This window comes from Candidatus Protofrankia datiscae (genome assembly GCF_000177615.2).
Lineage (GTDB): Bacteria > Actinomycetota > Actinomycetes > Frankiales > Frankiaceae > Protofrankia > Protofrankia coriariae.
The window spans coordinates 2,616,857-2,637,318 of sequence record NC_015656.1; the positions used below are offsets into that span (position 1 = coordinate 2,616,857).

A 20,462-nucleotide genomic window follows, 5' to 3' on the forward strand; every position below is an offset into this window, starting at 1 on the left:
AAGGGCAGGACCTCCGTGACGAGCACCATCGCCGACGTCAAGTCCCAGCTTGGTGAGGCGTTCCGGCGTACCGACGAGGTCACCGGTCAGTTGGACGGCGCGCTGACCATGATCGAAGAAGCGCAGGCGATCGTCCTGGCCGCGACCGACGGCAGCGCGCACCGCGCCGTGGAGCAGTTGACCAGCGCGCTGGTGGAGACCCGGGAGCGCATCCAGGACTCGCTGGCGGCGCTCGGGTCGGCGGTGCAGGAGGTCCGCGACTACAGCGACAGCCTGTAGATCGCTCGTCCGGGCCGACCGGCTTCTTCCGTGTGGGCCGCGGACGGTTCTCCAGGGGCCGGCCATGTCCGGGGCAGCCGCCGGCCGACCGCCCCGGAGATGCACCGCATGTGCCCCGGTGCCGCGGGCAGCCGTCGGTGATCGCTGTTCGCGTCGGCCGGTACTCACCGCGGGACCGCCGCGGGCCGGCTCGGGCTGTCACGACCCGGTCGGGATCAAACGGGCATATCTGGATCGGCTGCGCGTGAATGCCGACAAGGGGTATATTCTCCGTGAGCGGGTGCCCGCTGTCGGTCGCCAACGTGTCGTAGGTGAGGGTCCGGGTAACAAGTCCGCATGTTCCCTGCAACCCGATGCGTCTTTTAGCGGGCCTCACTAAAGTCCGAATCATCCAGAGAGGCCGAGGGTAAAGCGATCATGCTCTCATCGCGCGGTCGGAGGTCCGCGGGGACGTTAGTGCGTGGGCGTTCACCGGTCTGACGGCCATCCGGTGCCACTGCCATGTGCGACCAGAGGGTCGTGGGCGACGCGGGAACGATCTTTCCGTACTGCCGAGGTCCCCGCCGTGGATCACTAAGGAGGCCCCACCACCGTGCCGGCTACCCCCATCCTGAACCTGCCGCTGGTGCTGCTGTCCAACCGCGGCCCGGTGAGCTTCGACCGTGACGTGTCCGGACGCACCGTCAACCGTGGGGCGGGCGGGCTGGTGTCAGCCCTCTCCGGCCTCGCCGAGCATCTTGACGACGCCGTCTGGGTGTGCGGGGCGTCCACCGAGGAGGACGCTGTCGTCGCCAGCGAAGCGCAGGGCGGCTCGATCCTCGTGCAGACGTCTCCATACCCCCACGTCGTCGAGGACGAACCCGACGGCCCCTCGATCCGGGTCCGGCTGGTCACCACCGACCCGGCCGCCTACGCGGACTTCTACAGCGTCTGGTCGAACCCGATCCTGTGGTTCGTCCAGCACGGGCTCTACGGCCGGGCGCTGTCACCCGTCATCACCCTGGCCGAGCACGACGCGTTCGAGAACGGCTACGCGGCGGTCAACCGCGTGTACGCGGACGCGGTCGTCGACGAGGTTCGCGCCCGCGGTGGCAAGGCGCTGGTCCTGTTGCAGGACTATCACTTCTACCTGGTGGCCGAGCGGGTCCGCGAGCTGTGCCCGGACGTCGTGCTCACCCATTTCATCCACATCCCGTGGCCGGGGCCGGACGAGTGGCGGATCCTGCCGGCCGGTATCCGGGAACGGCTGCTGCGCGGCCTGCTCGGCAGCGACGTCGTCGGCTTCCACACCCGGCGCTACGCCCGCCACTTCGTCCTGTGCGCCCAGGACCTGCTCGGCCTGGACGTCGACCTGGACAATCTGCTGGTGTTCGTCGACGACCGGGTCGTGCGGGCCCGCTACTACCCGATCTCGGTGGACACCGCCGCCCTGGAGGCGACGCTGAGCACCGAGGACGTCGCCGGGCACGTCGCCATGCTGCGGTACACCTTCCTGGACGGGGAGCGGCAGCTGATTCTGCGGGTGGACCGCACCGACCCGAGCAAGAACGTCGTGCGGGGCTTCCTGGCCTTCGGCGCACTGCTCGACCAGCATCCGGAGCTCGTCGGCAAGGTCAGCTTCCTCGCCCTGCTTCAGCCCAGCCGCACCGACGTGCCCGAGTACGCCGACTACATCGCGCTGATCGGCGCGGTGGTGGCGGAGATCAACGCCCGGCACACCAAGGACGGCCGGCAGCCCATCGACCTGCGGATGGCGGAGGACTTCCCGCTCGCGGTGGCCGCCTACTCGATCTGCGACGTGATCCTGGTCAACGCGCTGGCGGACGGCATGAACCTCGTGACCAAGGAGGTCGCGGTGGTCAACCGGCGCGGTGGCGTGCTGGCCCTGTCGGAGAACGCCGGAGCCCACGAGGAGCTGGGGGAGTACGCGGTCACCCTGCACCCCTTCGACGTCCAGCAGATGGCGGACGCCCTGTACGGGGCTCTGACCATGCCGCTGGAGGAGCGGCAGCGGCGGCTGGCCGCGGCGGCCGAACAGGTACGCACGCACGACGTGGGACGCTGGCTGAGCGACCAGCTCGACGACCTCGCCCAGCTCGCCGGCTACCTTTGAAGACCTGCCCGAGCTTTGACAATCTGACCAGGGCCCTGGTCAGAAGACAGTCTGAGTCCTCCTTGTCTTACTGTGAGTAACCGGCAGGATTCTGCCGTGGCTTACCGGTAGTCTCGGGCGGTGACAGCAGCCACCACCCAGGTTGGCTGATCGTTGATGGGCTGAGGAGCGGACGTGGCGAGTTCCAGCGGTCACCACAAGGCGAACGTGGGTTCGTGGACCGCGGTTTTTCTGATCATTGCGGCGTTCACGGTCGGTGTCTTCGCTCTCGTCCTGCACTCGGTACCGCTGTGGATCGTGACCGGCGTGGCCCTGGTCGTCGGCCTGATCACTGCCGTCGCCTCCCAGATCATGGAACAGGCGTACTGACGCTCCACCCGCGTACCGCGGTCGCGGGAAACACCCGAAAAACATGATCAGCCCCGCCCTGCCCGACCGGGCAGGGCACGTCGCCACGCACGACGGTTGACGCCCGCGGCGCACAGTGCGGCACGAGGTGTCGTCCTTCGTCGTTGCCGTGGCCTCGTACGTTGCCGCGGCAGCCGTTACCATCCGGGCCATACCCGTGTTCCACGCCGGGCCGGGCCATACCGGGCCAGGACGGCCGCGGTAGCTGCCAGCCACCGGCGGGTCAGGGGCCCAGGGGCTTCAGTGGCTGCTGGAGCCGGCCAGCGAGCGTGGGGTGACGAACGAGACCAGCCGCGTCGTACTCGGCCCCAGCTCCGCCCAGCGGCCCACCGCCAGGTCCTCGACGGCCAGCGCCGCGGTGGGGAAGGTGGGCAGGCGCGAGCGCTCGCCGACCGGGAGCAGACCGGTGGCGAGAGCGTGGATACCCGGGTTGTGGCCGACCAGCAGGACGGTGGGGACGCCGTCGTCGAGCTCCCGAAGGCGGTCGAGCAGGTCCGACACGTCGGCGAGGTAGAGCCGATCCTCGGTCAGTACCGGGACGGCCGCCGGCAGCGCTCCGGCGATCTGCTCGACGGTTTCACGGGTCCGGCGGGCCGAGGAGCACAGCACCAGGTCGGGCGCGAGCTGGTCGGCTGTCAGATGCTCGGCGATGAGACGGCAGGCGGCCCGGCCGCGCGGCGACAGCGGGCGATCGGCGTCCGGCACGCTGCCGTCGGCCCAGTCGGACTTGCCGTGGCGCAGCAGCAACAGGCGACGCAGCGGCCTCACCGCACGGCCCGTGAGGAGAGACCTGTGGGGGGAGGGAGATTGGCAGACACCCGGACGCCGCGACCGGGCGCGGGACGAGGCGACACGCAACTCCTCCTCGGACGGCGACGACACGCAGCCTGCCCATCTCGGACCGGGGCGTCAATGGTTCTTTTCTACGCCCGCCGCGGGGCGCCCGCCTCATCCGGCGGCATCTCACCCGCATGGGAAGCCTCACGCACCCGGACGAGGGAAGCCTCGCCTGCCGGTGCCGTGCCGACCGTTGCCGATCATCGGTGCCCCGGCCATGGCGCCGGGCGAGGCACCCGCTCACATCGACAGCTCACATCGACGGCGGTGCCTCACCCGAGGTGATGAAAGATGTCCTACGGTGGAGCTAAAAACCGACCGAAAGGATCAGCTGGTTGCGTACGTGGAAAGCAGCAGACGGTCGGCAAAGGCAAGGGCTTCGTCCGCGCTGAGCCGGCCACGGGGAACCACGGAATTGCGTTCGTCCGAGGTAAGCCCACCCCACACGCCGTGTTCCTCCTGGCGGAATAAGGCGGTCGCGAGACAGGCCCGCCGCACGGAGCAGCCGGCACATACTTTCCGCGCCCGGGTTTCCGCCGCGGCCCGGGCCTTGGTGTTACGTCCGTCCGGCGGAAAGAACGCGTCGGGATCCCCGTCCCGGCAGGCGGCTTCCTGCCGCCAGTAGGTGGGCCAGCCAGCACCGTAGGGCTGCGGCGGAAGGTCTCGTCCGGGCAGGACCGGTACGCCGGCGCTCATGAGATTCCGCCGATTCTGCCGCTATCGGGGCACAATCCGAGCCGATGGTGGTAGGCGGCAGTGCTACCTGTGGGCAGCAGCCGCAGCTGACTCAGCATGATGTCTCCTGGGGACGTCGCTTGCGGCGGACATGACAATGCGCGGCAGCGAGTGGATGTGTTGGAAGGCACATCGACTCCTCTTCTCACGCGGAACCACAACCTCGGGGAGGGACGGACTCAGGGTTGTCCGGCATGAATTGCGCACGCCTGGACACCCTCTTCGTCGGAAACGAACCCGTCTCGTCTCGTTAACCGAGGAACGTAGACGGCTCTCGACGGGATAGCAAGGGTTCCGGAACGCTCGCGTCCGCAGCACGCCCAACACACTCGGTTCTGGCCCTGCCGATCGGCGTTCCGTTGTCAAATCGCAGCGTTGCGTGTACGTACTACCACTCGTAGTAGATGCCCGGTGCTACCAAACCGGGCATCCCGGGTCCCCGCCCGCCCCCGGGGAATCGGGGACGGTGTTCCTGACGATCGCAAGGGTGAGCAGAATCACAGCTATGATCGCCGGCAGCGCGTGGCGCAGAGTCTACGGTCAGAGCGCCCAAGGTGATGCGATCATGCTTCCCGTCCGACTGGAAGCCACAGGTCCTCCGGTCTTCAGACCCGTCCGATGCGATAGTCGCCCGACCAGATCTCCTGGTACTGGACGTTGGTGCCGGGCCGACGCGAAACGATCATCTGTCCGTTTCCGGCGTAGATGGCGTCGTGGTAGGCCTCCCCCTCGGCGTCGAGAAAGAAGATCACGTCTCCTGGCCGGGCGTCGGCGCGGCTGACCGGTTGCAACGCGGCGAACTGGTCGTAGGTGGTACGGGGGACCGAGGCGCCGACCTGGGCGTACACGTACTTGACCAGACCAGAGCAGTCGAAGTCGTTCGGCCCGGCGGCACCGTAGCGGTACGGTTTGCCGATCTGCTGTTGGGCGACCGCGAACGCCGCCGCCGCGACCGAGGTGGACGCCCCGACCGGAGCCACTGTCAGCGCCGCCGTTGACGCCACCGCCGGTTGTGCCGTTGCCGGAGTTGTCAGCAGCGCTGGCACCGGCTGGGCTGAGGCCGGGGCGGACACCGTCGGCGCGGCTGACGCGCCGAAGAGCGCACCCCAGGTCCGCGGGCCGACCACGGCGTCGATGGTCAGGCCGGCGCCGGACTGGAAGGTGCGGACGCCGCGCGCGGTCCGCGGGCCGAACCTCCCGTCGGCGAAGATCCCAAGCCGGATCTGCAGCCGCGCCACCGGGTCGCCCTGGCTGCCCAGCCGCAACGACCTGCGGGGGAACTCCTGCCTGCCGTCGGAGGATTCCCATTCGCCGTCGGAGGATCCCCATCCGTTACCGGATGATTCCCATTCGTTACCTGATGATTCCTGCCTGCCGCCCGTGGATTCCTTTCTGCTGTCGGATGACTTCCGCCGGTTGCCGGCGGACCTCTGCCTGTCGCCAGTGGCCCTCTTCCTGGTGTTGCTGGGCTTCTGCCTGCCGCTGGCGGACTCCTGCCCGTCCGTCCAGGTCGTTGCGGATCCCTGCCCCGTCGTCGGGGCGCCCAGGGCCGCGGCGGCCGCGGCGGGCGCGTCGCCGGCCGACGCGATGGCCGCGCCGGCCGGATGAGGCGTCAGGGCCACCGCGACGGCGACGGCGCAGGAAACCGCGGTGATCGTGGGTGAGACCGTACGGCTCGAGATGGACATGCCATCACCCCTCTGCCGCCGTTCCGGGCAGATGGGCCCCGGCCCCGTCCGCGCGTGTGGCCGACACGGGGATGCGGACGGGCTCCGGCGGTCATCCCCGTTACTCACCGTGATAGTGAGCACCCTTACGCTAAGAGATCGGCCAAGACCTTTCAGTGAAGTTAGTTACTGAAGGTGATGATCTTTGCTGCTGTGAGTGATCGTTGGGAGGCCGCTGCGCTCCCACGCGCGGAAGCCGCCGACGACGTCGGTGGCGTGGCGCAGGCCCAGATCCTGCAGGGACGCCGCCGCGAGGCTGGAGGTGTACCCCTCCGAGCAGATGATGATGACCTTGATGTCGTCGCCGGTGGCCTGCGGGAGACGTGCGTCACTGGTGGGGTCCAGCCGCCACTCCAGGACGTTACGTTCGATGATCAGCGCGCCGGGGATGCCGCCCTCGGCGCCGCGCTGGGCCGCGGGCCGGATGTCGACCAGCAGTGCCCCGTCCGCCACCGCCGCCGCGGCCGTAGGCGGGTCGAGACGCTCCAGGCGGGCGCGTGCCCGGGCAAGCACTGCGTCGATCCGGCTGCCGCTCACGGCCGCCCTCCGCCCACGGCGAGCGCCCCCGCCGCGTCCCCAGTGGCGGCGCCACCGAGCGCGTTCTCGAGCAGGAAGCCCTCGACCGCCTGCTCGGCGGCGTCCGGTGCGTACCGCATCGGCAGTTCCGGGGGAGAGTAGGCGTGGATGGTCGCGGCCGGGATGGTCCCCGAATTTCCCACCTTGTGAATGTGGTTCCGATCGAATGTGAGTGACGCCACCCGTTCATGCTGCCGCCAGTCACGGGGCCGCCAGTCCGCGTCGCAGGCGATCTCCGTGACGGGTCCCTGGATGACGCTCAGCGCACCGAACGCGCCGCCATGGTCGTGCGCGCGGGTGTACTGGCCCGGGCACCAGCTGATCAGCCACACCTCGACCGATCCGGACAGCACGAGCCGGGTGTACCAGCGGTTGACCGGGTCGTGGCGCAGGATTGCCGTCCATATCCCGGTCGCGGCACCGAGGGAGCGGGTCAGCGCGGCCAACACATGCGGTTCCACCGTTTCGTTTTCGTCCCGCAGCAGGGAATCGGGCACCAGGGCGGTGCCCGCGAGTAGTGGGTGGATGAGTGGCATGCTCGACTCCCTGTCGGTACGGGCGGAAAGCGATACGGATGGCGAGCGGTACGGGTGGAAAAACAGCGTGATTACATTTTTTTCGCGTTGCCGGTGGACCCTCGGGACGACTGGCCCGCAGGCCGTGACGCGCACCTCGGCGTTCCTGCCGTCACCGCCGACCGGCGTTCCCGGCGCAACCGCCGCCCCCGAGAAAAATCGGCTGGTTGACAACCAGGTGCGCACGGCAAATCGGAGAACGCGCCAGAATCCGGACGAGCGGTCGGAACGGGATGATTCAGACGGGCCGGTGACGTACCGGTGTGACCGGACGGCTTGGGATGACGCGACCGGAACCGGTGCCGTGGCGCCGGTCCGCGGTTGTCAGCACATCCCGCGCGGGCCACACCCGCTGGTACACGCCGCGCTGGCCACAAGCGCGTGATCGATCACGCGATCGCTGTGCAGCAGAATGCGGCGGGATGCCATGCTCGGCACTGTACAACCGACCCGCCACCACAATCCTCGTTTATTCTTGTTCACCCGCTCTGACGCCCCGCCCGGGCCATCCCGCACCGTTCCCGGCAGCATCCTTTCGATCATCAGTCCGACGCTGTCCCACCAGCCGCGAGACATCTCAGAACCCGAAACTCCCGATGCCCCGCACCTTGCCGGCCACGGGCCCGCGACCGTCATCGCGGACGGGCCGCCGGGCGGGATGGGAGGGTCCGCAGCGATCCGTCCGGAAGGCCGCCCCTCGCCGGAGAAAACGGCCGGGTACCTTCCGCTCATGGAGCAGCGGATCAGTCTGATCACACTGGGTGTCGGGGACGTGGGGCGTGCCCGGGCGTTCTACGAGCGGCTGGGCTGGCAGGGCCAGGAGCTCGAGGAGACCGTCTTCTTCCAGGCTGGCGGCGCCGTTCTGGTGCTCTGGGGACGCGACAAGCTGGCCCGTGACTGCGGTATCGCCGAGGACGCCGAGGGGAGTGCCGGTGGGCGGGCAGGCGGGTTCAGCGGTGTCGCGCTCGCGCACAACGTCCGCTCCAGAGCGGAGGTCGACGGCATCATCGCGGCGGCGCAACGGGCGGGTGCCACGGTCACCCGCCCCGCGACCGAGACGTTCTACGGCGGCTACGCGGGGGTTTTCACCGACCTCGACGGCCACGCGTGGGAGATCGCCCACAATCCCGGTTTCTCGTTCGCCGAGGACGGCTCGCTCATCCTCCCGGACTTCGGCAGCCCGTAGCCCGTGCCCGCGAACGGGCCGCCCGGCGGCTCCCGGCCGCCGGGGCTGTCGCCGTCGGCGGCGTGTGTCCGGCATCCCCGGTATGCTCGGCGCAGGTCATGTCTACGCCAGCGTCCACCGCGGCGCCGGATATGCCTCCCAGGTGACCACCGCGCTGTACGAGTCGGCGCGCGGCCCGAGGACGTCGTGGTGTTCACCCGCAACACCACCGACGCGCTCAACCTGCTCGCCCGCTGCCTGCCCGGTCCGGCGGCCACCAGTCACCCGGACGACAGCCCGGGCCGCGGGGCGGCCGCCGGCCACGTGGACGGCACCGCGGGCGCGGGCGCCGCCCCTTCGAGGACGGGGCGTTCGACGCGGTGGTGTTCTGCATGACGCTGTGCTCGGTCCGCGACCCTGACGCGGCGCTGGGGGAGGCGTACCGGGTACTGCGCCCGGGCGGGCAGTCGCGGTTCTTCGAGCATGTGCGGGCAGGCAGTGCGCGGATGCGCCGGGTGCAGAAGGCCGTGGACGCGACGGTGTGGCCGCTGCTGTGCGGGGGCTGCCACACCGGCCGCGTCACTGAGGCCGCGATCCGCGGCGCGGGGTTCGACGTCACCGTGCTGGACCGCTTCGCGTTCCCGGCCACGCGCGTCCCCTCACCTGCGGCCGCTCACATTCTCGGTACCGCCGTGCGCCCGCACGCGGAAGACGGGGAAGTGCGATGACCGCCTCCGACAGACAAGGCGAACGGCCGGCCCCCGTGCGGGATTCGGCCGACGCGGCGGCGGCGCTGCTGGAGCGGGTGGTGGACCGGATCGGTGCGCGCGCGTCGGTGACGGCGGTGTTCGGGGAGCCGGTCGTGCGCGAGAAGGTCACCGTGGTTCCGGTGGCGCGGATCGCGTTCGGTTTCGGTGGCGGGGCCGGGCGCGGCCTACACGCGAGTCATGCCGGGCAGGGCGGCGGTGGGGGTGGTGGGGCGGACATCCGCTGACGGCTCCGGGCTGACCGGTGGCAGGGGTAGGCCGCCGCAGCGGGGGGCGGCAGTCCATCGGAGTCATGTTGTACGGGTGTGTCTCGTACATGCGGACCGCGACGACGAGGCCGGCGATGGCGGTGAGCGCGGCGACGGTCCAGATCGCGGCCTGGACGCTGAACAGGTCGGCGACGGCTCCGGCGAGCAGCGCACCGACGGCGAATCCGCCGTCGCGCCACAGCCGGTAGACGCCGACCGCGCGGGCACGCCAGGCGGGGTGGGCGACGTCGCCGATCACCGCGAGCAGTGTTGGGTAGACCAGCGCGGTGCCCGCGCCGAGCAGAACTTGGGCGACGGCCCACGCGCTGACCGACGTTCCGGCGGCGACCAGGGCGATAGCGGCGGCCTGGAGGAGCATGCCTGCGGTGATGAGGTGTTTGCGGCCGATGCGGTCGGACCACCAGCCTGTCAGCATCTGGCCGGCGCCCCAGACCGCCGGGTACACCGCCGCGAGCACGGCGATCTCGGTGACCGTGAGGCCGTGGGCGGCGAACAGCAGCGGAAAGACGCCCCAGGCCAGGGCGTCGTTGAGGTTGTTGACCATGCCCGCCCAGCTCGCCGACGACAGCGCCTTGTCGGTCAGGCTGGTGCGCCGGGCGATCTGCCCGGTGGTCAGCTCGCCGTGGTGCTCGGGGTTGGCGGAGGCGGGGTGGCGTGCTGCTTCGGCGCGGGCGTGGCCGCGGGTCTCACGCACGACCAGCACCGAGAGCCCCAGACCGAGGGCGGCGTACGTGGCGCCGAGGAGGAACGGTTCGGGTCGTAGGCCGGCGTGCGCGGCGATCGCGCCGGTGGCCATCGCGGTCGCGGCGACCGCGACGTACCCGGCCGCTTCGTTGAAGCCCATGGCCAGGCCGCGCCGCGACGGGCCGACCAGGTCGATCTTCATGATGACCGTGGTGGACCAGGTCAGGCCCTGGTTGACCCCGAGCAGCACGTTGGCGAACACGATCGCGCCCCACGACGGGCCCCACGCGAGCAGCGCGGGGACGGGCAGAGCGATCAGCCATCCGGCGATCAGGACGGGTTTGCGTCCGTACCGGTCGGACCAGGTCCCGGCGAAGAAGTTCGTGACCGCCTTGGTCGCCCCGAACGCGAGGATGTAGGTGAGCATGAACGTGTTGCCGGCGAGGCCGAACTCGTCGCGGGCGAGCAGCGGGAGCACGGTGCGCTCTTGGCCGAGCATGCCGCCGACGAGCGCGTTGACGGCGACGAGCAGCACGAACTGCGGGAGGTTCTCGCGCAGCCCGAGCCGCACGGTGGGCTCTGCGGGAGACCCGACGGTGGTGGGGGCGCTCACGTGCCTTCCTCCAGCGCCCGGCCGGTGACGCGGGTCCAGTCGCCCGGCCCGCCGGCCAGCACCGCAAGCCCGGTGCGTCCGGCACGGGCCAGCACGCTGGCGGCGGTCATCGCGCGTTCGCCGTGCCCGCACATCACCACCGCCCCGTCCGGCGCGGTATCCGCCACCCCTTCCAGGGAGCCGAGTTCGGTGTGCAGCGCGTCGGGCAGGTGCCCGGCGGTGAACTCCGCGTCCTGCCGCACGTCCAGCACCGGCCGGTCGCCGATGGCCGCGGCGGTGAGGAACCCGAGGGTGGTCTGCGGGCCGCCGTCAGCGCGCCAGGCGTCCATGGCGCCCGCCAGGTGCCCGGCGATCCGCTCGTATCCGATCTTCGCGGCCTGCCAGGCGACGTCGGCCAGGTCCTGCCCCGGATCGGCGACGAACACCAGCGGCGCGTCGTCGGGGACCAGCCAGCCCAGCCAGGTCGCGAACTGCTCGCGCAGCGGGTTCGACAGCGCGCCGGGGATATGGCCTGAAGCGAAGTCCGCTGCCGGCCGTACGTCCACGACCTGCGCGCCTGCCTCGACGAGCCGCCGCACGTCGAGGGGGCTCAGCGCAGGCACGGACGGGGTGGCGTCCAGGAGTGTGGGGCCACGGCGGTTGATCTCGGCGAGGCGGTCGAAGTACGCCGGGTACGAACCGAGCGAACCGAGCAGCGCGGCGACGAATGCGTCCTCGTCGGCGGCCGCGAGCAGGTTGTTCGTCCGTTTCTGCGCACCGACGGTGCTGGTCCGTTCCGCGCGGGGAGGTGCCGAGCAGAACGACCCGGCCCCGTGGGTGGGCCACAGCGCAGTCTCCGCTGGCAGCTGCGCTATCCGGCGCACCGACCGGTACTGCGCGCGGGCCAGTTCCTCCGCCCGGTCCGCGCCCAGCAGATCGGTGCGGGCGGCCGAGCCGACGATGATCGATCCACCGGAGAACACCCCGAGCTCACGTGTCCCGTCGAGCAGCAGGAAGGACAGGTGTTCGTCGGTGTGTCCCGGGGTGGCCAGCGCGCGCAGGGTCAGCCCGCCCAGGTCCACCTCGTCGCCGTCGCCGAGGCCGGTGTGCGCAAACGCCCGGCGCCCGGCAGCAGAGGCGAGCACGGTCGCGCCGTCGTCGGCGGACAGCTGCACCGCGCCGGACAGGAAGTCCGCGTGCAGGTGCGTGTCGGCCGCGTACGCCACGGTCAGGCCGCGCCGCGCGGCGGTGGCGCGCAGGGTGCGCAGGTCGCGAGAGGCGTCCACCGCCAGCGCGCGGCCCTCGCCCAGATCGACCAGGTAGGCGCTGTTACCCAGCCCCGCGTCGACCAGCGGTATCAGGTGATCGTCGGTGAAACCCACAGCGTCCTCCAGACACCAGCAGGGTGAGGTCACGGACCCCCCGACCCACTACTACAATATTCCATGGATATTTGGAGGATGCTTCATGGGAGACCCGCAACGCAAGGCCGAGCGCAAGAGCGCGCTCTACGACGCCCTCGCCCGCACCGGCAAAGCCCTCGCCAACGGCAAGCGCCTGGAACTACTCGACCTGCTCGCCCAGGGCGAACGCAGCGTCGACGCCCTCGCCCAGGCCGCCGGACTCGGCCTGACCACCGCATCCGCGCACCTGCAGACCCTCAAACAGGCCGGGTTGGTCAGCACCCGCCGCGACGGCGTGCGGATCCACTACCGCCTCGCCGGCGACGACGTCGCCGCACTGTACGGGCTGCTCCTGAACGTCGCACACACCCACCAGCCCGACGCCGACCACGCCCGCACCGCCTACCTCGGCCCCGACGACACCGACGAGATCACCCGCGACGAACTCCTCGACCGCGTCCACGCCGGAACCGCCACCGTCATCGACGTCCGCCCGACCGAGGAGTACACCGCCGGCCACATCCCCGGCGCCGTCAGCCTCCCCCTCGACCAGCTCGCAGCCCGCCTGGCCGAACTCCCCGAGAACGCCAACATCGTCGCCTACTGCCGCGGCACCAACTGCGTCCTCGCCCACGACGCCGTCCGCCTACTCACCGCCCACGGCCACCGCGCCGCACGCCTGATCGACGGCATGCTCGAATGGCGCCTCGACCACCGCCCCATCGCCACCGGCACCACCTGACCCGCGCCCACCCTGTTCCCTGCGCTGCCGATCCAGTGGAGATCTCCCCGCCCTTGCCGTAGTAGATCACCGCGTTGGCCGCGTTCCACGACTCGACGACGTTCAACCCCTCCTCGATCTCCCGCTGCAGGTCACGATCCCGCAGGTAGCGGGCGACGAATCCGACGCCACCGCCGTCGACCCACTGCCCCACAACCCGATATCGCGCGGCGAAGGTGGCGTTGGCGATCTCAACGGCGATCCGCCGGGCCGATTCCGAGGTCAGGTAGCGGCGCCGGACGTACCGGATCTCCTCTTCGGTGTGGCCGTGCGCGCCGCCGGCCACCGACCGGATACCGGCGTTGGTGCCGTAGGCGTAGATCGCGAGCATCAGCCGTTCAGCCAGGACCTCGGGCGCCAAGTGCCCGCTGCCCGCAACGGAGGTGACTGCCTTCAGGCAGCCGGTCCGTAACACGGCTTCCTTGAGCATGTCGATCAGCGGCACCGCGTTCCATCGGCGGCCCACCTCGTTCTTGACCCGGCGCAGGTTACGCGGCTCCTCGGACGCCTCCGGCGCGGTGAACTTGATCGCTCCGGCCTTACGTTCCTTGATCTCCGCCCAGTCCAGCTCCGGCAGAGCCTCGTCGAGGTCGGCCAGGGCCTCGGTCATCTCCTCACGAAGAGACGTGATGAACACCGCCGGGTCCAGCGGTTTACGCAGTTCGCCGTAGTGCTCAACGCGGCGGGCCTCGAAGTCCTTGGGCAGGTCCTCGTCCGGGTTGCGCCAACGGCCCGCGCCGACCACCCAGACCTCCTTGCAGCGCAGCTGCTCGCGCAGGGCCTGGAAGGTGGCCACCTCGTAGACCATGCGCACGATCCGAGGTCGGCCGCGCTTGTCGGCGCGGTAGACGAGGTCACTGCCAACAGCTGGGACCGCCGGCCGTCGGTATCCCGGGAAGCCTGGTCGTCCCGGCCGGCCGGTGACCGTTCCGGGCCGGTGACCTGTCCCGGCAGGGTGGGTCCGTCCTGCGTTGTGGAGCAGGGCTCAGTCAGCCGTCCCTGTCCAGGCCGACGTGTGTCTGTGTCCTCCTCAGGAGGTTCGCGGAGCGTTGCCGTTGCCGGTGCCGCGGCTGGCGGTCGCGGCGAAGACGCGGGCGAGGTACTCGGTGCGCAGCACGCCGCGGCCGTCGGCGCCGATGTAGCCGACGTCCTTGGTCAGGTAACCCTCGGGGTAGCTGTAGCCCGCGGAGGTGATCTCGCCGTTACGGCTCCACTGGAGTGATCCCGCTTCCGTGGACAGCGAACCTGAGGTTCGCTGTCCATAGGGAAGGAGCGTCATGGGGTCAGCTCGCCGGAAGTTCACCCAGGAGTACAAATCCGAGGCAGTAAGGTTGGTGCTCGACTCGGGCCGGTCGGTGACCGAGGTCGCGAAGAGTCTGGGTATCCACGAGACCACGTTGGGAAACTGGGTGAAGAAGGCGAAGGAGAACGGCGAGACCGAGGAGCGGCCGCTGTCGGTGTCGGAGCGCGCGGAACTTGAGGAGCTCCGGAAGAAGTACGCGCAGGCGCAGATGGACATCGCCTTCCTAAAAAAAGCGGCGAGCTTCTTCGCGAGCGAGCAGAAGTAAAGTTCGAGTTCATCTCGATACACGCTCCGAAGAAGCCTGTGTCCGCCGACGGCGCGAACACCTTTCCCGTCGACTACATGTGCAAGAAACTCGACGTGTCCCGACAGGGCTACTATGCGTGGAAGAAACGCGGCCCGTCTCGGAGGGAGAAGGACGACGCCACCTTGTCGACCATGATCAGAGCTGTTTTCGACCGTCACGAGGGGCGGTACGGCGTGCGGCGGATCTTCCACGAGATCCGCCGCCAGGGCGTCGCCGTCGCCTACAAGCGGGTCCAGCGGCTGATGGCGACGATGGGCCTGGTCAGCGTGCATCCGCGTCCCCGCCGGCCGGTGACGACGGTGCAGGCCGCGGACTCCTCATCGCTGCCTGATCTTGTCGGCCAAGACTTCGCCGCGTCCGCACCGAACCAGTTGTGGTACGGCGACATAACATATATTCGCACCTGGGATGGCTGGGTGTACATGGCCTCCGTCATCGACGCGTTCTCTCGGAAGATCGTCGGCTGGGCGGTCGCCGATCACATGCGCACCGAACTCGTTCTCGACGCGCTTCGTATGGCCGTCACCCGCCGGCGGCCACCCGGCGGCGTCATATTCCACGCCGACCGAGGCGGTCAGTACACCAGCCGTGAGTTCGTCGCCTTCTGTCGCGACAACAACGTCCGAAACTCCGTCGGCCGTACCGGGATCTGTTTCGACAACGCCGCGGCGGAGTCCTTCTGGGCCACCCTCAAGAAGGAGTTCGTCCACCTCCACCCGTTCGATACCATAGACCGCGTCCGGGCGGGGATCTTCGAATATGTCGAGATCTACTACAACCGGCAGCGGTTGCACTCCTCGATCGGCTATCTCACGCCTGTCGAGTTCGAGGAAGAATTTGACGGACAAACACTTCGTGCTGCATAGTTAGGACTGTCCACGAAAGTGGGAACCCTCCAACCCGCGCGACATCACCGGTCCCGGCGCGGGCAAGGCCATCGACCGGTTCATCGAGCTCAACAAGCTCGGCGCCTCCACCTGGGACCTGGCCGCCATCCCCGCCGGCCGCCTGCACTCGCTGTCCCGCTACGTCTCCTCGGTCCGCGCCAAGGCGGTCGCCGACCTCGCCGAACCCCGCAGGATGGCCACCCTGGTGGCGTTCGCCGCCGCGATGCGCACCCGCGCCGCGGACGAGGCGATCGAGGTCTTCGACATGCTGATGTCCGACCTCGCCCGCACCTCAGCGAACCTGGCCGCCAAGCAGCGCATGCGCACCCTGGGCGACCTGGACTCCGCCGCCCTGATGCTGCGCGAGGCGTGGATCACCCTCAGTCACGCCGCTGCCGACCCCGAGCAGGACGTCCGCAGCGGCTTCGACCTGCTCGACATCACCGCCATGCACCAGGCCGCGCGCACCGTCGGCGAACTGGCCCGGCCCGAGGCCGAGACCATCGCCGCCGAACTGACCGCCCGCTACCGCACCATCAACCAGCCGCTGCGCCGCCTGGCCAAGCACCTCGACCTGGAGGGCGTCGAAGAGGCAGGCCCCCTGATGGAGGCGCTGAGGTTCCTGCCGAAACTGGAGCGGACCCTGGCCAAGACCCGCCAGAGCGAGCTGTTCCCCTCCGTTCCCACCGGCCACCTCGGACCCACCTGGCAGACCCGGGTGTTCCCCACCGAGGGCGAGCACGCCGGCGGCGTCGACAAGCACGCCTGGATCGTCGGCACCGCCGAGGCCCTGCGCGGCGCTCTGCGCCGCCACGACGTGTTCGTGCCCGGCCTGGACAAGTGGGGCGACCCCCGCAAGGCCCTGCTCCAGGACGCCGCCTGGGAGAACGCCCGCACCCGGGTGTGCCGCAGCCTCGGCCTGTCCGCAAAGCCGGGCGTCGACCTGGGCCGCTGGTGCCGCGAACTCGACGACGACTACCGGCGCCTGGCCGCCGGGCTCGCCGACGACCCGCACGTCCGTATCGAGCAGCGCACCGAGAACGGCAGGCTGCGCGACCACCTCGTCCTCACCGGCCTGGACAAGCTCACCGAACCGGCCAGCCTCAAAGACCTACGCGAGGCCGTAGATGCCCGGATCCCCACCGTCGACCTCCCCGAACTCCTCCTCGAAGTCCACGCCTGGACCGGGTTCCTGAACCACTTCCACCACGTCTCCGAAGCGGGCAGCCGCGCCGAGCATCTGATCGTTTCGCTGGTGGCGGTTTTGGTGGCTGAGGCATGCAATATCGGGATCCAGGCGATGGTCTCCGAGGACGAGCTCGGCCGCTCCCGCGACCAGCTGTTCTGGGTCGAGCAGAACTACCTGCGCGCCGAGACCCTCCGCCTCGCGAACGCGGTCCTGGTCGACTACCAGGCCACCTTGCCCATCGTCGGGCACTGGGGCGGCGGCGAACTGGCCTCCGCCGACGGCCTGCGCTTCGCCACCCCGCTGCGGGTCCTCAACTCCGGGCCGAACCCGAAGTACTTCGCCGCAAGAGGCATCACGCTCTACAACTACCTGTCGGACCAGTACAGCGGCTTCAACCACATCGTCATCCCCGGCACCCGACGCGACAGCCTCTACCTGCTCGACGGCATCCTCGACCAGCCGACCTCGCTGAACCCGACCGAGATCGCGACGGACACCGCAGGCGCCTCCGAAATAATCTTCGGCCTGTTCCGGCTGCTGGGCTACCAGTTCTCCCCACGCCTCGCAGACGCCGGGCACACCCTGCTCTACCGCGCCGACCCGGCCGCCGACTACGGCCCGCTGAACCCGCTCACCGGCGGCCGCATCCGCATGCGCACCATCACCGAGAACTGGGACGACCTGCTCCGCCTCGCGGGCTCCCTGCGCGAGGGCACCGTCCGCGCCTCCCAGATCCTGCCCGTCCTCGCAGGCCAAGGCCGCCCCAGCCCGCTCGGCCGCGCGGTCATGCAGATCGGCCGACTGGACCGCTCCGCCTTCCTCGCCTGCTACTACCACAGCGAACTCTTCCGCCGGAAGATCAACACCCAGCTCAACCGACAGGAGTCCCGCCACGAACTCGCCCGCCGCATCTTCTACGGACAGAAGGGCGAACTGCGGCAAAAGTACAAAGAGGGGCAGGAAGATCAGCTATCGGCGCTGGGACTCGTCCTGAATGCCTGCGTTCTGTGGAATTCGGTGTATATCCAGGAGGCCGTCAACCAGCTCCGCGCCGAGGGCCACCACATCTCCGACGCCGACCTCGCCCGCCTCTCCCCGCTCGGCCACGACCACATCCGCATGATCGGCCGCTACCACTTCCGGCTCTCGCCCGAACTCGCCGCCGGCAAGCTCCGCCCCCTGCGCACCACACGGGAGACCGTCGTCAGCTGACCGGCGGGCCGCCCCCGGCCTGCCGCTCGGCCAGCAGCCGCCGTACCTGCTCATGCGAGACCCCGCAGAACGTACCGATCCGCCGCAGCCCCCACCCCTCATCCGAGGCCGCCGCCATCGCCTCCACCCGGGCCTCGTCCAACGCGCCCACCAGCGCGCTCCGCAGCTCCTCCAGCAACCGCATCCGCAGTGCCGGGGCCAGCCCGTCCAGCTGCTGACAGAAGCGCTCCACATCCGAGCGCAGAAACCCCACCCGCGGGTCACTCACCTTATCCACGCGGCACAGCGAACAGCCAGCTCAATCCGGGTGTCAAATCATGTGACACCAAACTGCACTCTCTGCTTGGTTCCTACTCGACCCCCATGTCGTGCGGACCGTCGTCCGCCAGCTCGGCGACCTCGGCCGCCTCGCCACCCACCGGGGTCCCGAGGTGGAGACGGCCCGGCTGCACGCGCTCCTGGACGGCCTGGCCGTGCAGGGCATCGCCGACCCGCTCGGCGTCACGCCAGCCGGCATCCGCGCCGTCCTGCGCCAGCACCTCGACGATCTGGCCCACTGATCCGGCTAAACGGATCGTCCGGCCGCCCGAGGAACAACCGCTGGGTGCGTTGGGTCGCTGGTGTGGCAGTTGCTGTCCGCCGGGTAGGGAGTGCACCCGCTTCGACGTCTACGACGACACCGTCGCGATCGGCCGTGAACTCATCCCGCTGCTGCGCCAGGAGGTCGCCCGACGCGACCGGCAACGGATCGCGGACGGCGAGCCGCCGCTGGGCGCGGCACCCGTGGGCGCCGCCGGCTGGCGTGCCGCGCAGGCTCCGGCAACCGCCTGACGACAGCCGAGAGATCGCCAGCCTTCGTCGATGAGCGACACGCCGGCCGTGCGTCCGGCCGGGTCCCGTCATCATCCCGTCATCGCCGTGGCCGTCGGAGCGCGCTCTGCCCATCAGGCGGAACTGCCCATCAGGCGGAACTGACACACTGGCGGTCTCAGGCCGCGCCACCTGGCACGGACACCACCTGGCACGGCACGGAAGGGCGGGTGGTCCGGGCCGCGCCCGCCGGGTGGCGGCGGAGGTCTTTCCCCTCTTGTCAGGAGGTCGGGTGGATCCGCACGGACAGCACCGCTACCAGGCCCGCTGCCGCTGGGAGGGCTCGACGGCCGCCGGCTACGAAGGGTACGACCGGGGGCATCACGGCGAGTGCCCGCCCGCGCCCGCGGGCGTCCCACTCAGCGCGGACCCCGCCTTCCGCGGCTCACCCGAGCATCCCAACCCCGAACAGCTCCTGCTGCTCGCGGCGGCCTCCTGCCAGCTGCTGTCCTTCCTGGCGGTGGCGGCCCGGGCTCGGGTGGACGTCCGTGGCTACTCCGACGAGGCGGAGGCGGTCATGCCTCATGGGCGGAGGACGGGCCTGAGCCACATCCTGCTGCGGCCACGGATCGTGGTTGCCGGGGACGTCCCGCTCGAGCGGCTGCACCGCCTGGTGGAGCTGGCCCACCAGGAGTGCTACATCGCGAACAGCCTGCGCTGCGAGGTCGACGTACAGCCCACCTTCGTCCGGATGCCGACCTACGCGTTCGGGGACTCGAGCGTCGCCGCTGAACGACTCGCCCTGCTGGCGGACGTCTTCGACACCCCGTCCCGCCTCCTGATCGCGGATGAGGCGCCCAGGTCGCCCCGGCTCGCGCTCGACCTCGGCTGTGGGCCGGGGCACAGCACCCGGATGCTCGCCGAGGCGTCCCAGGCGCGGCGCACGGTCGGGATCGACGCTTCCGCCGCGCATGTCGGGACAGCCCGTGACGTCGCGCCCGAGCTCGAGTTCGTCGTCCACGACCTGACCCGGACGCCCTTCCCCCTCGCGGACGCGGACGTGGCCTACGCCCGGTGGGTACTGGCCCATCTGCCCGACCCCGCCATCAGGGTGAAAAGCTGGCTCACCCAGCTTGCCCCGGGAGGGGTGCTGCTGTTGGAGGAGACCGAGCGGATCGACAGCGCCGAGCCGGTGCTCGTCCGATATCTGGCGTTGGCGCGTGACGTCGTCGCCGCCCGTGGCGCGAGTCTGGAAGCCGGTCCGCTGCTCGCCGCGTTCGACCCCTCGCCGGTGGGCGATGTCGTGCGCAACGGCGTCCGGGAGTGGCCCGTGGCTCTGCCGGCCGCGGCGACGCTGTTCGCGCTCAACCTGCGGGTGTGGGGCAGCGATTCGGCGGTGCCGCTGGCCGCGGATGACGTGGCCTCCCTCCAGGCGGCGCTGGATGACCTGGCCGCATCCGACGACCGACGGGTCGTCACCTGGTATATCCGTCAGATCACCCTGCGTTCCGCGATGTGACTGTGCAGCGTGGCAGGCCGCGTCCGCGGAGATATCCGTGGAGACAGGCGGCAAATCGGCCGGAAAACTGGCTGGTTACTGACGGTATTCACGTCTTCCGGGAGTTCTCGGCCGCCGGGGAGGACGAAGCGGAGAGCGGAGAAATGCCGATGTCCGGTGACGCGTGACCCGGCCGAATTTTCATTGTCGACGGGCGTGGGCGGCGTCGGTCTCATACTGTCGATGCCGTGACGTGCGCGCGTGCATCGAACACGGCCGAATCATGAAACCGAGAGATTAAACGGTCGTGACAGCAGCCGTTTTCGCTCTCGATATCATGATCGA

23 protein-coding genes and 1 pseudogene are annotated in these 20,462 nt (G+C 69.8%); 14 read left to right on the forward strand and 10 right to left on the reverse strand.

The features are described 5' to 3' along the window. Positions 1-15 precede the first annotated feature (15 nt). The 3 genes from FSYMDG_RS10730 to FSYMDG_RS10740 all read left to right on the forward strand — a co-directional run bounded on the left by FSYMDG_RS10730 (position 16) and on the right by FSYMDG_RS10740 (position 2,761). A complete protein-coding gene (locus tag FSYMDG_RS10730; RefSeq protein ID WP_013873529.1) occupies positions 16-279 on the forward strand; it encodes a hypothetical protein in 264 nt (87 codons plus the stop codon). A gap of 592 nt (positions 280-871) precedes the next feature. Next, positions 872-2,392, forward strand: coding sequence for an alpha,alpha-trehalose-phosphate synthase (UDP-forming) (locus tag FSYMDG_RS10735; protein ID WP_013873530.1), 1,521 nt, complete (start codon positions 872-874; stop codon positions 2,390-2,392). A 174-nt stretch (positions 2,393-2,566) separates the two neighbouring features. Then, positions 2,567-2,761, forward strand: coding sequence for a hypothetical protein (locus FSYMDG_RS10740; protein ID WP_013873531.1), 195 nt, complete (start codon positions 2,567-2,569; stop codon positions 2,759-2,761). A 279-nt stretch (positions 2,762-3,040) separates the two neighbouring features. Here FSYMDG_RS10740 and FSYMDG_RS10745 read toward each other — a convergent pair whose 3' ends face one another. The 5 genes from FSYMDG_RS10745 to FSYMDG_RS10770 form a co-directional block, all read right to left on the reverse strand. Next, the gene (locus FSYMDG_RS10745) at positions 3,041-3,568 is read right to left on the reverse strand and encodes a SixA phosphatase family protein (protein WP_013873532.1); all 528 of its coding nucleotides are present in this window, start codon (positions 3,566-3,568) and stop codon (positions 3,041-3,043) included. A gap of 396 nt (positions 3,569-3,964) precedes the next feature. After that, a complete protein-coding gene (locus FSYMDG_RS10750) occupies positions 3,965-4,333 on the reverse strand; it encodes a WhiB family transcriptional regulator (protein ID WP_013873533.1) in 369 nt (122 codons plus the stop codon). A 644-nt stretch (positions 4,334-4,977) separates the two neighbouring features. Continuing rightward, positions 4,978-6,060 carry an NlpC/P60 family protein gene (locus tag FSYMDG_RS24440; RefSeq protein WP_013873535.1) on the reverse strand — a complete coding sequence of 361 codons (1,083 nt, stop codon included), beginning with the start codon at positions 6,058-6,060 and terminating at the stop codon, positions 4,978-4,980. 165 nt (positions 6,061-6,225) lie between these two features. After that, positions 6,226-6,636 carry a rhodanese-like domain-containing protein gene (locus FSYMDG_RS10765; RefSeq protein ID WP_013873536.1) on the reverse strand — a complete coding sequence of 137 codons (411 nt, stop codon included), beginning with the start codon at positions 6,634-6,636 and terminating at the stop codon, positions 6,226-6,228. Further along, on the reverse strand, positions 6,633-7,211 hold the full coding sequence (locus FSYMDG_RS10770; RefSeq protein ID WP_013873537.1) for a cysteine dioxygenase: 579 nt from the start codon (positions 7,209-7,211) through the stop codon (positions 6,633-6,635). Before FSYMDG_RS10770 ends, FSYMDG_RS10765 begins: the two co-directional genes overlap by 4 nt. Between FSYMDG_RS10770 and FSYMDG_RS26120 the strand changes: the two genes are divergently transcribed. From FSYMDG_RS26120 to FSYMDG_RS25295, 4 genes and pseudogenes are all read left to right on the forward strand, one after another. Continuing rightward, the gene (locus FSYMDG_RS26120) at positions 7,210-7,635 is read left to right on the forward strand and encodes a hypothetical protein (RefSeq protein ID WP_131773961.1); all 426 of its coding nucleotides are present in this window, start codon (positions 7,210-7,212) and stop codon (positions 7,633-7,635) included. The genes FSYMDG_RS10770 and FSYMDG_RS26120 overlap by 2 nt on opposite strands. Before the next feature lie 345 nt (positions 7,636-7,980). Then, positions 7,981-8,436, forward strand: coding sequence for a VOC family protein (locus FSYMDG_RS10775; protein WP_043606047.1), 456 nt, complete (start codon positions 7,981-7,983; stop codon positions 8,434-8,436). Positions 8,437-8,539: 103 nt separating this feature from the next. Then, positions 8,540-8,682 (forward strand): annotated as a pseudogene (locus tag FSYMDG_RS29620) (aminotransferase class V-fold PLP-dependent enzyme); the annotation flags it as partial. 125 nt (positions 8,683-8,807) lie between these two features. After that, a complete protein-coding gene (locus FSYMDG_RS25295; RefSeq protein WP_085948551.1) occupies positions 8,808-9,143 on the forward strand; it encodes a hypothetical protein in 336 nt (111 codons plus the stop codon). Positions 9,144-9,290: 147 nt separating this feature from the next. On the opposite strand, the gene FSYMDG_RS10785 is transcribed toward FSYMDG_RS25295, so the two are convergent. Together FSYMDG_RS10785 and FSYMDG_RS10790 are read right to left on the reverse strand one after the other, a co-directional pair. Further along, the gene (locus tag FSYMDG_RS10785) at positions 9,291-10,748 is read right to left on the reverse strand and encodes an MFS transporter (protein ID WP_013873539.1); all 1,458 of its coding nucleotides are present in this window, start codon (positions 10,746-10,748) and stop codon (positions 9,291-9,293) included. Further along, positions 10,745-12,109: an MBL fold metallo-hydrolase gene (locus tag FSYMDG_RS10790; protein WP_013873540.1), complete on the reverse strand. Its 1,365-nt coding sequence runs from the start codon at positions 12,107-12,109 to the stop codon at positions 10,745-10,747. The genes FSYMDG_RS10785 and FSYMDG_RS10790 overlap by 4 nt, the downstream gene beginning before the upstream one ends. An 85-nt stretch (positions 12,110-12,194) precedes the next feature. Between FSYMDG_RS10790 and FSYMDG_RS10795 the strand changes: the two genes are divergently transcribed. Next, entirely contained in the window at positions 12,195-12,872 is a 678-nt protein-coding gene (locus FSYMDG_RS10795) for an ArsR/SmtB family transcription factor (protein WP_013873541.1), read from the forward strand. On the opposite strand, the gene FSYMDG_RS10800 is transcribed toward FSYMDG_RS10795, so the two are convergent. Further along, positions 12,781-13,719 carry a Tn3 family transposase gene (locus FSYMDG_RS10800; RefSeq protein ID WP_043603445.1) on the reverse strand — a complete coding sequence of 313 codons (939 nt, stop codon included), beginning with the start codon at positions 13,717-13,719 and terminating at the stop codon, positions 12,781-12,783. The genes FSYMDG_RS10795 and FSYMDG_RS10800 overlap by 92 nt on opposite strands. Before the next feature lie 222 nt (positions 13,720-13,941). Next, complete coding sequence (locus tag FSYMDG_RS10805) at positions 13,942-14,190, reverse strand: hypothetical protein (protein ID WP_043603449.1); 249 nt, start codon at positions 14,188-14,190, stop codon at positions 13,942-13,944. On the opposite strand from FSYMDG_RS10805, the gene FSYMDG_RS28340 reads away from it, so the two are divergent. Genes FSYMDG_RS28340 through FSYMDG_RS10820 form a run of 3 tightly spaced genes read left to right on the forward strand, consistent with a single transcriptional unit; the run spans position 14,189 to position 17,809 of the window. Beyond that, entirely contained in the window at positions 14,189-14,479 is a 291-nt protein-coding gene (locus tag FSYMDG_RS28340) for a transposase (protein WP_043602641.1), read from the forward strand. The two genes, FSYMDG_RS10805 and FSYMDG_RS28340, sit on opposite strands and share 2 nt — an antisense overlap. Before the next feature lie 17 nt (positions 14,480-14,496). Next, positions 14,497-15,387 carry an IS3 family transposase gene (locus FSYMDG_RS10815; RefSeq protein WP_237703101.1) on the forward strand — a complete coding sequence of 297 codons (891 nt, stop codon included), beginning with the start codon at positions 14,497-14,499 and terminating at the stop codon, positions 15,385-15,387. A 43-nt stretch (positions 15,388-15,430) separates the two neighbouring features. After that, complete coding sequence (locus FSYMDG_RS10820; protein WP_131772467.1) at positions 15,431-17,809, forward strand: Tn3 family transposase; 2,379 nt, start codon at positions 15,431-15,433, stop codon at positions 17,807-17,809. Here the strand turns inward: FSYMDG_RS10820 and FSYMDG_RS10825 are convergent. After that, entirely contained in the window at positions 17,802-18,062 is a 261-nt protein-coding gene (locus tag FSYMDG_RS10825; RefSeq protein WP_237703066.1) for a hypothetical protein, read from the reverse strand. The two genes, FSYMDG_RS10820 and FSYMDG_RS10825, sit on opposite strands and share 8 nt — an antisense overlap. A gap of 115 nt (positions 18,063-18,177) precedes the next feature. Here FSYMDG_RS10825 and FSYMDG_RS24450 point away from each other — a divergent pair, with 115 nt between their 5' ends. The 3 genes from FSYMDG_RS24450 to FSYMDG_RS24455 all read left to right on the forward strand — a co-directional run bounded on the left by FSYMDG_RS24450 (position 18,178) and on the right by FSYMDG_RS24455 (position 20,138). Next, entirely contained in the window at positions 18,178-18,369 is a 192-nt protein-coding gene (locus FSYMDG_RS24450) for a TetR family transcriptional regulator C-terminal domain-containing protein (protein ID WP_237703067.1), read from the forward strand. Between the two features lie 49 nt (positions 18,370-18,418). Beyond that, positions 18,419-18,640 carry a hypothetical protein gene (locus tag FSYMDG_RS10835; protein WP_043603454.1) on the forward strand — a complete coding sequence of 74 codons (222 nt, stop codon included), beginning with the start codon at positions 18,419-18,421 and terminating at the stop codon, positions 18,638-18,640. Between the two features lie 271 nt (positions 18,641-18,911). Further along, positions 18,912-20,138, forward strand: a complete 1,227-nt coding sequence (locus tag FSYMDG_RS24455; RefSeq protein WP_013873543.1) for an OsmC family protein — start codon at positions 18,912-18,914, stop codon at positions 20,136-20,138. Positions 20,139-20,462: the final 324 nt, after the last annotated feature.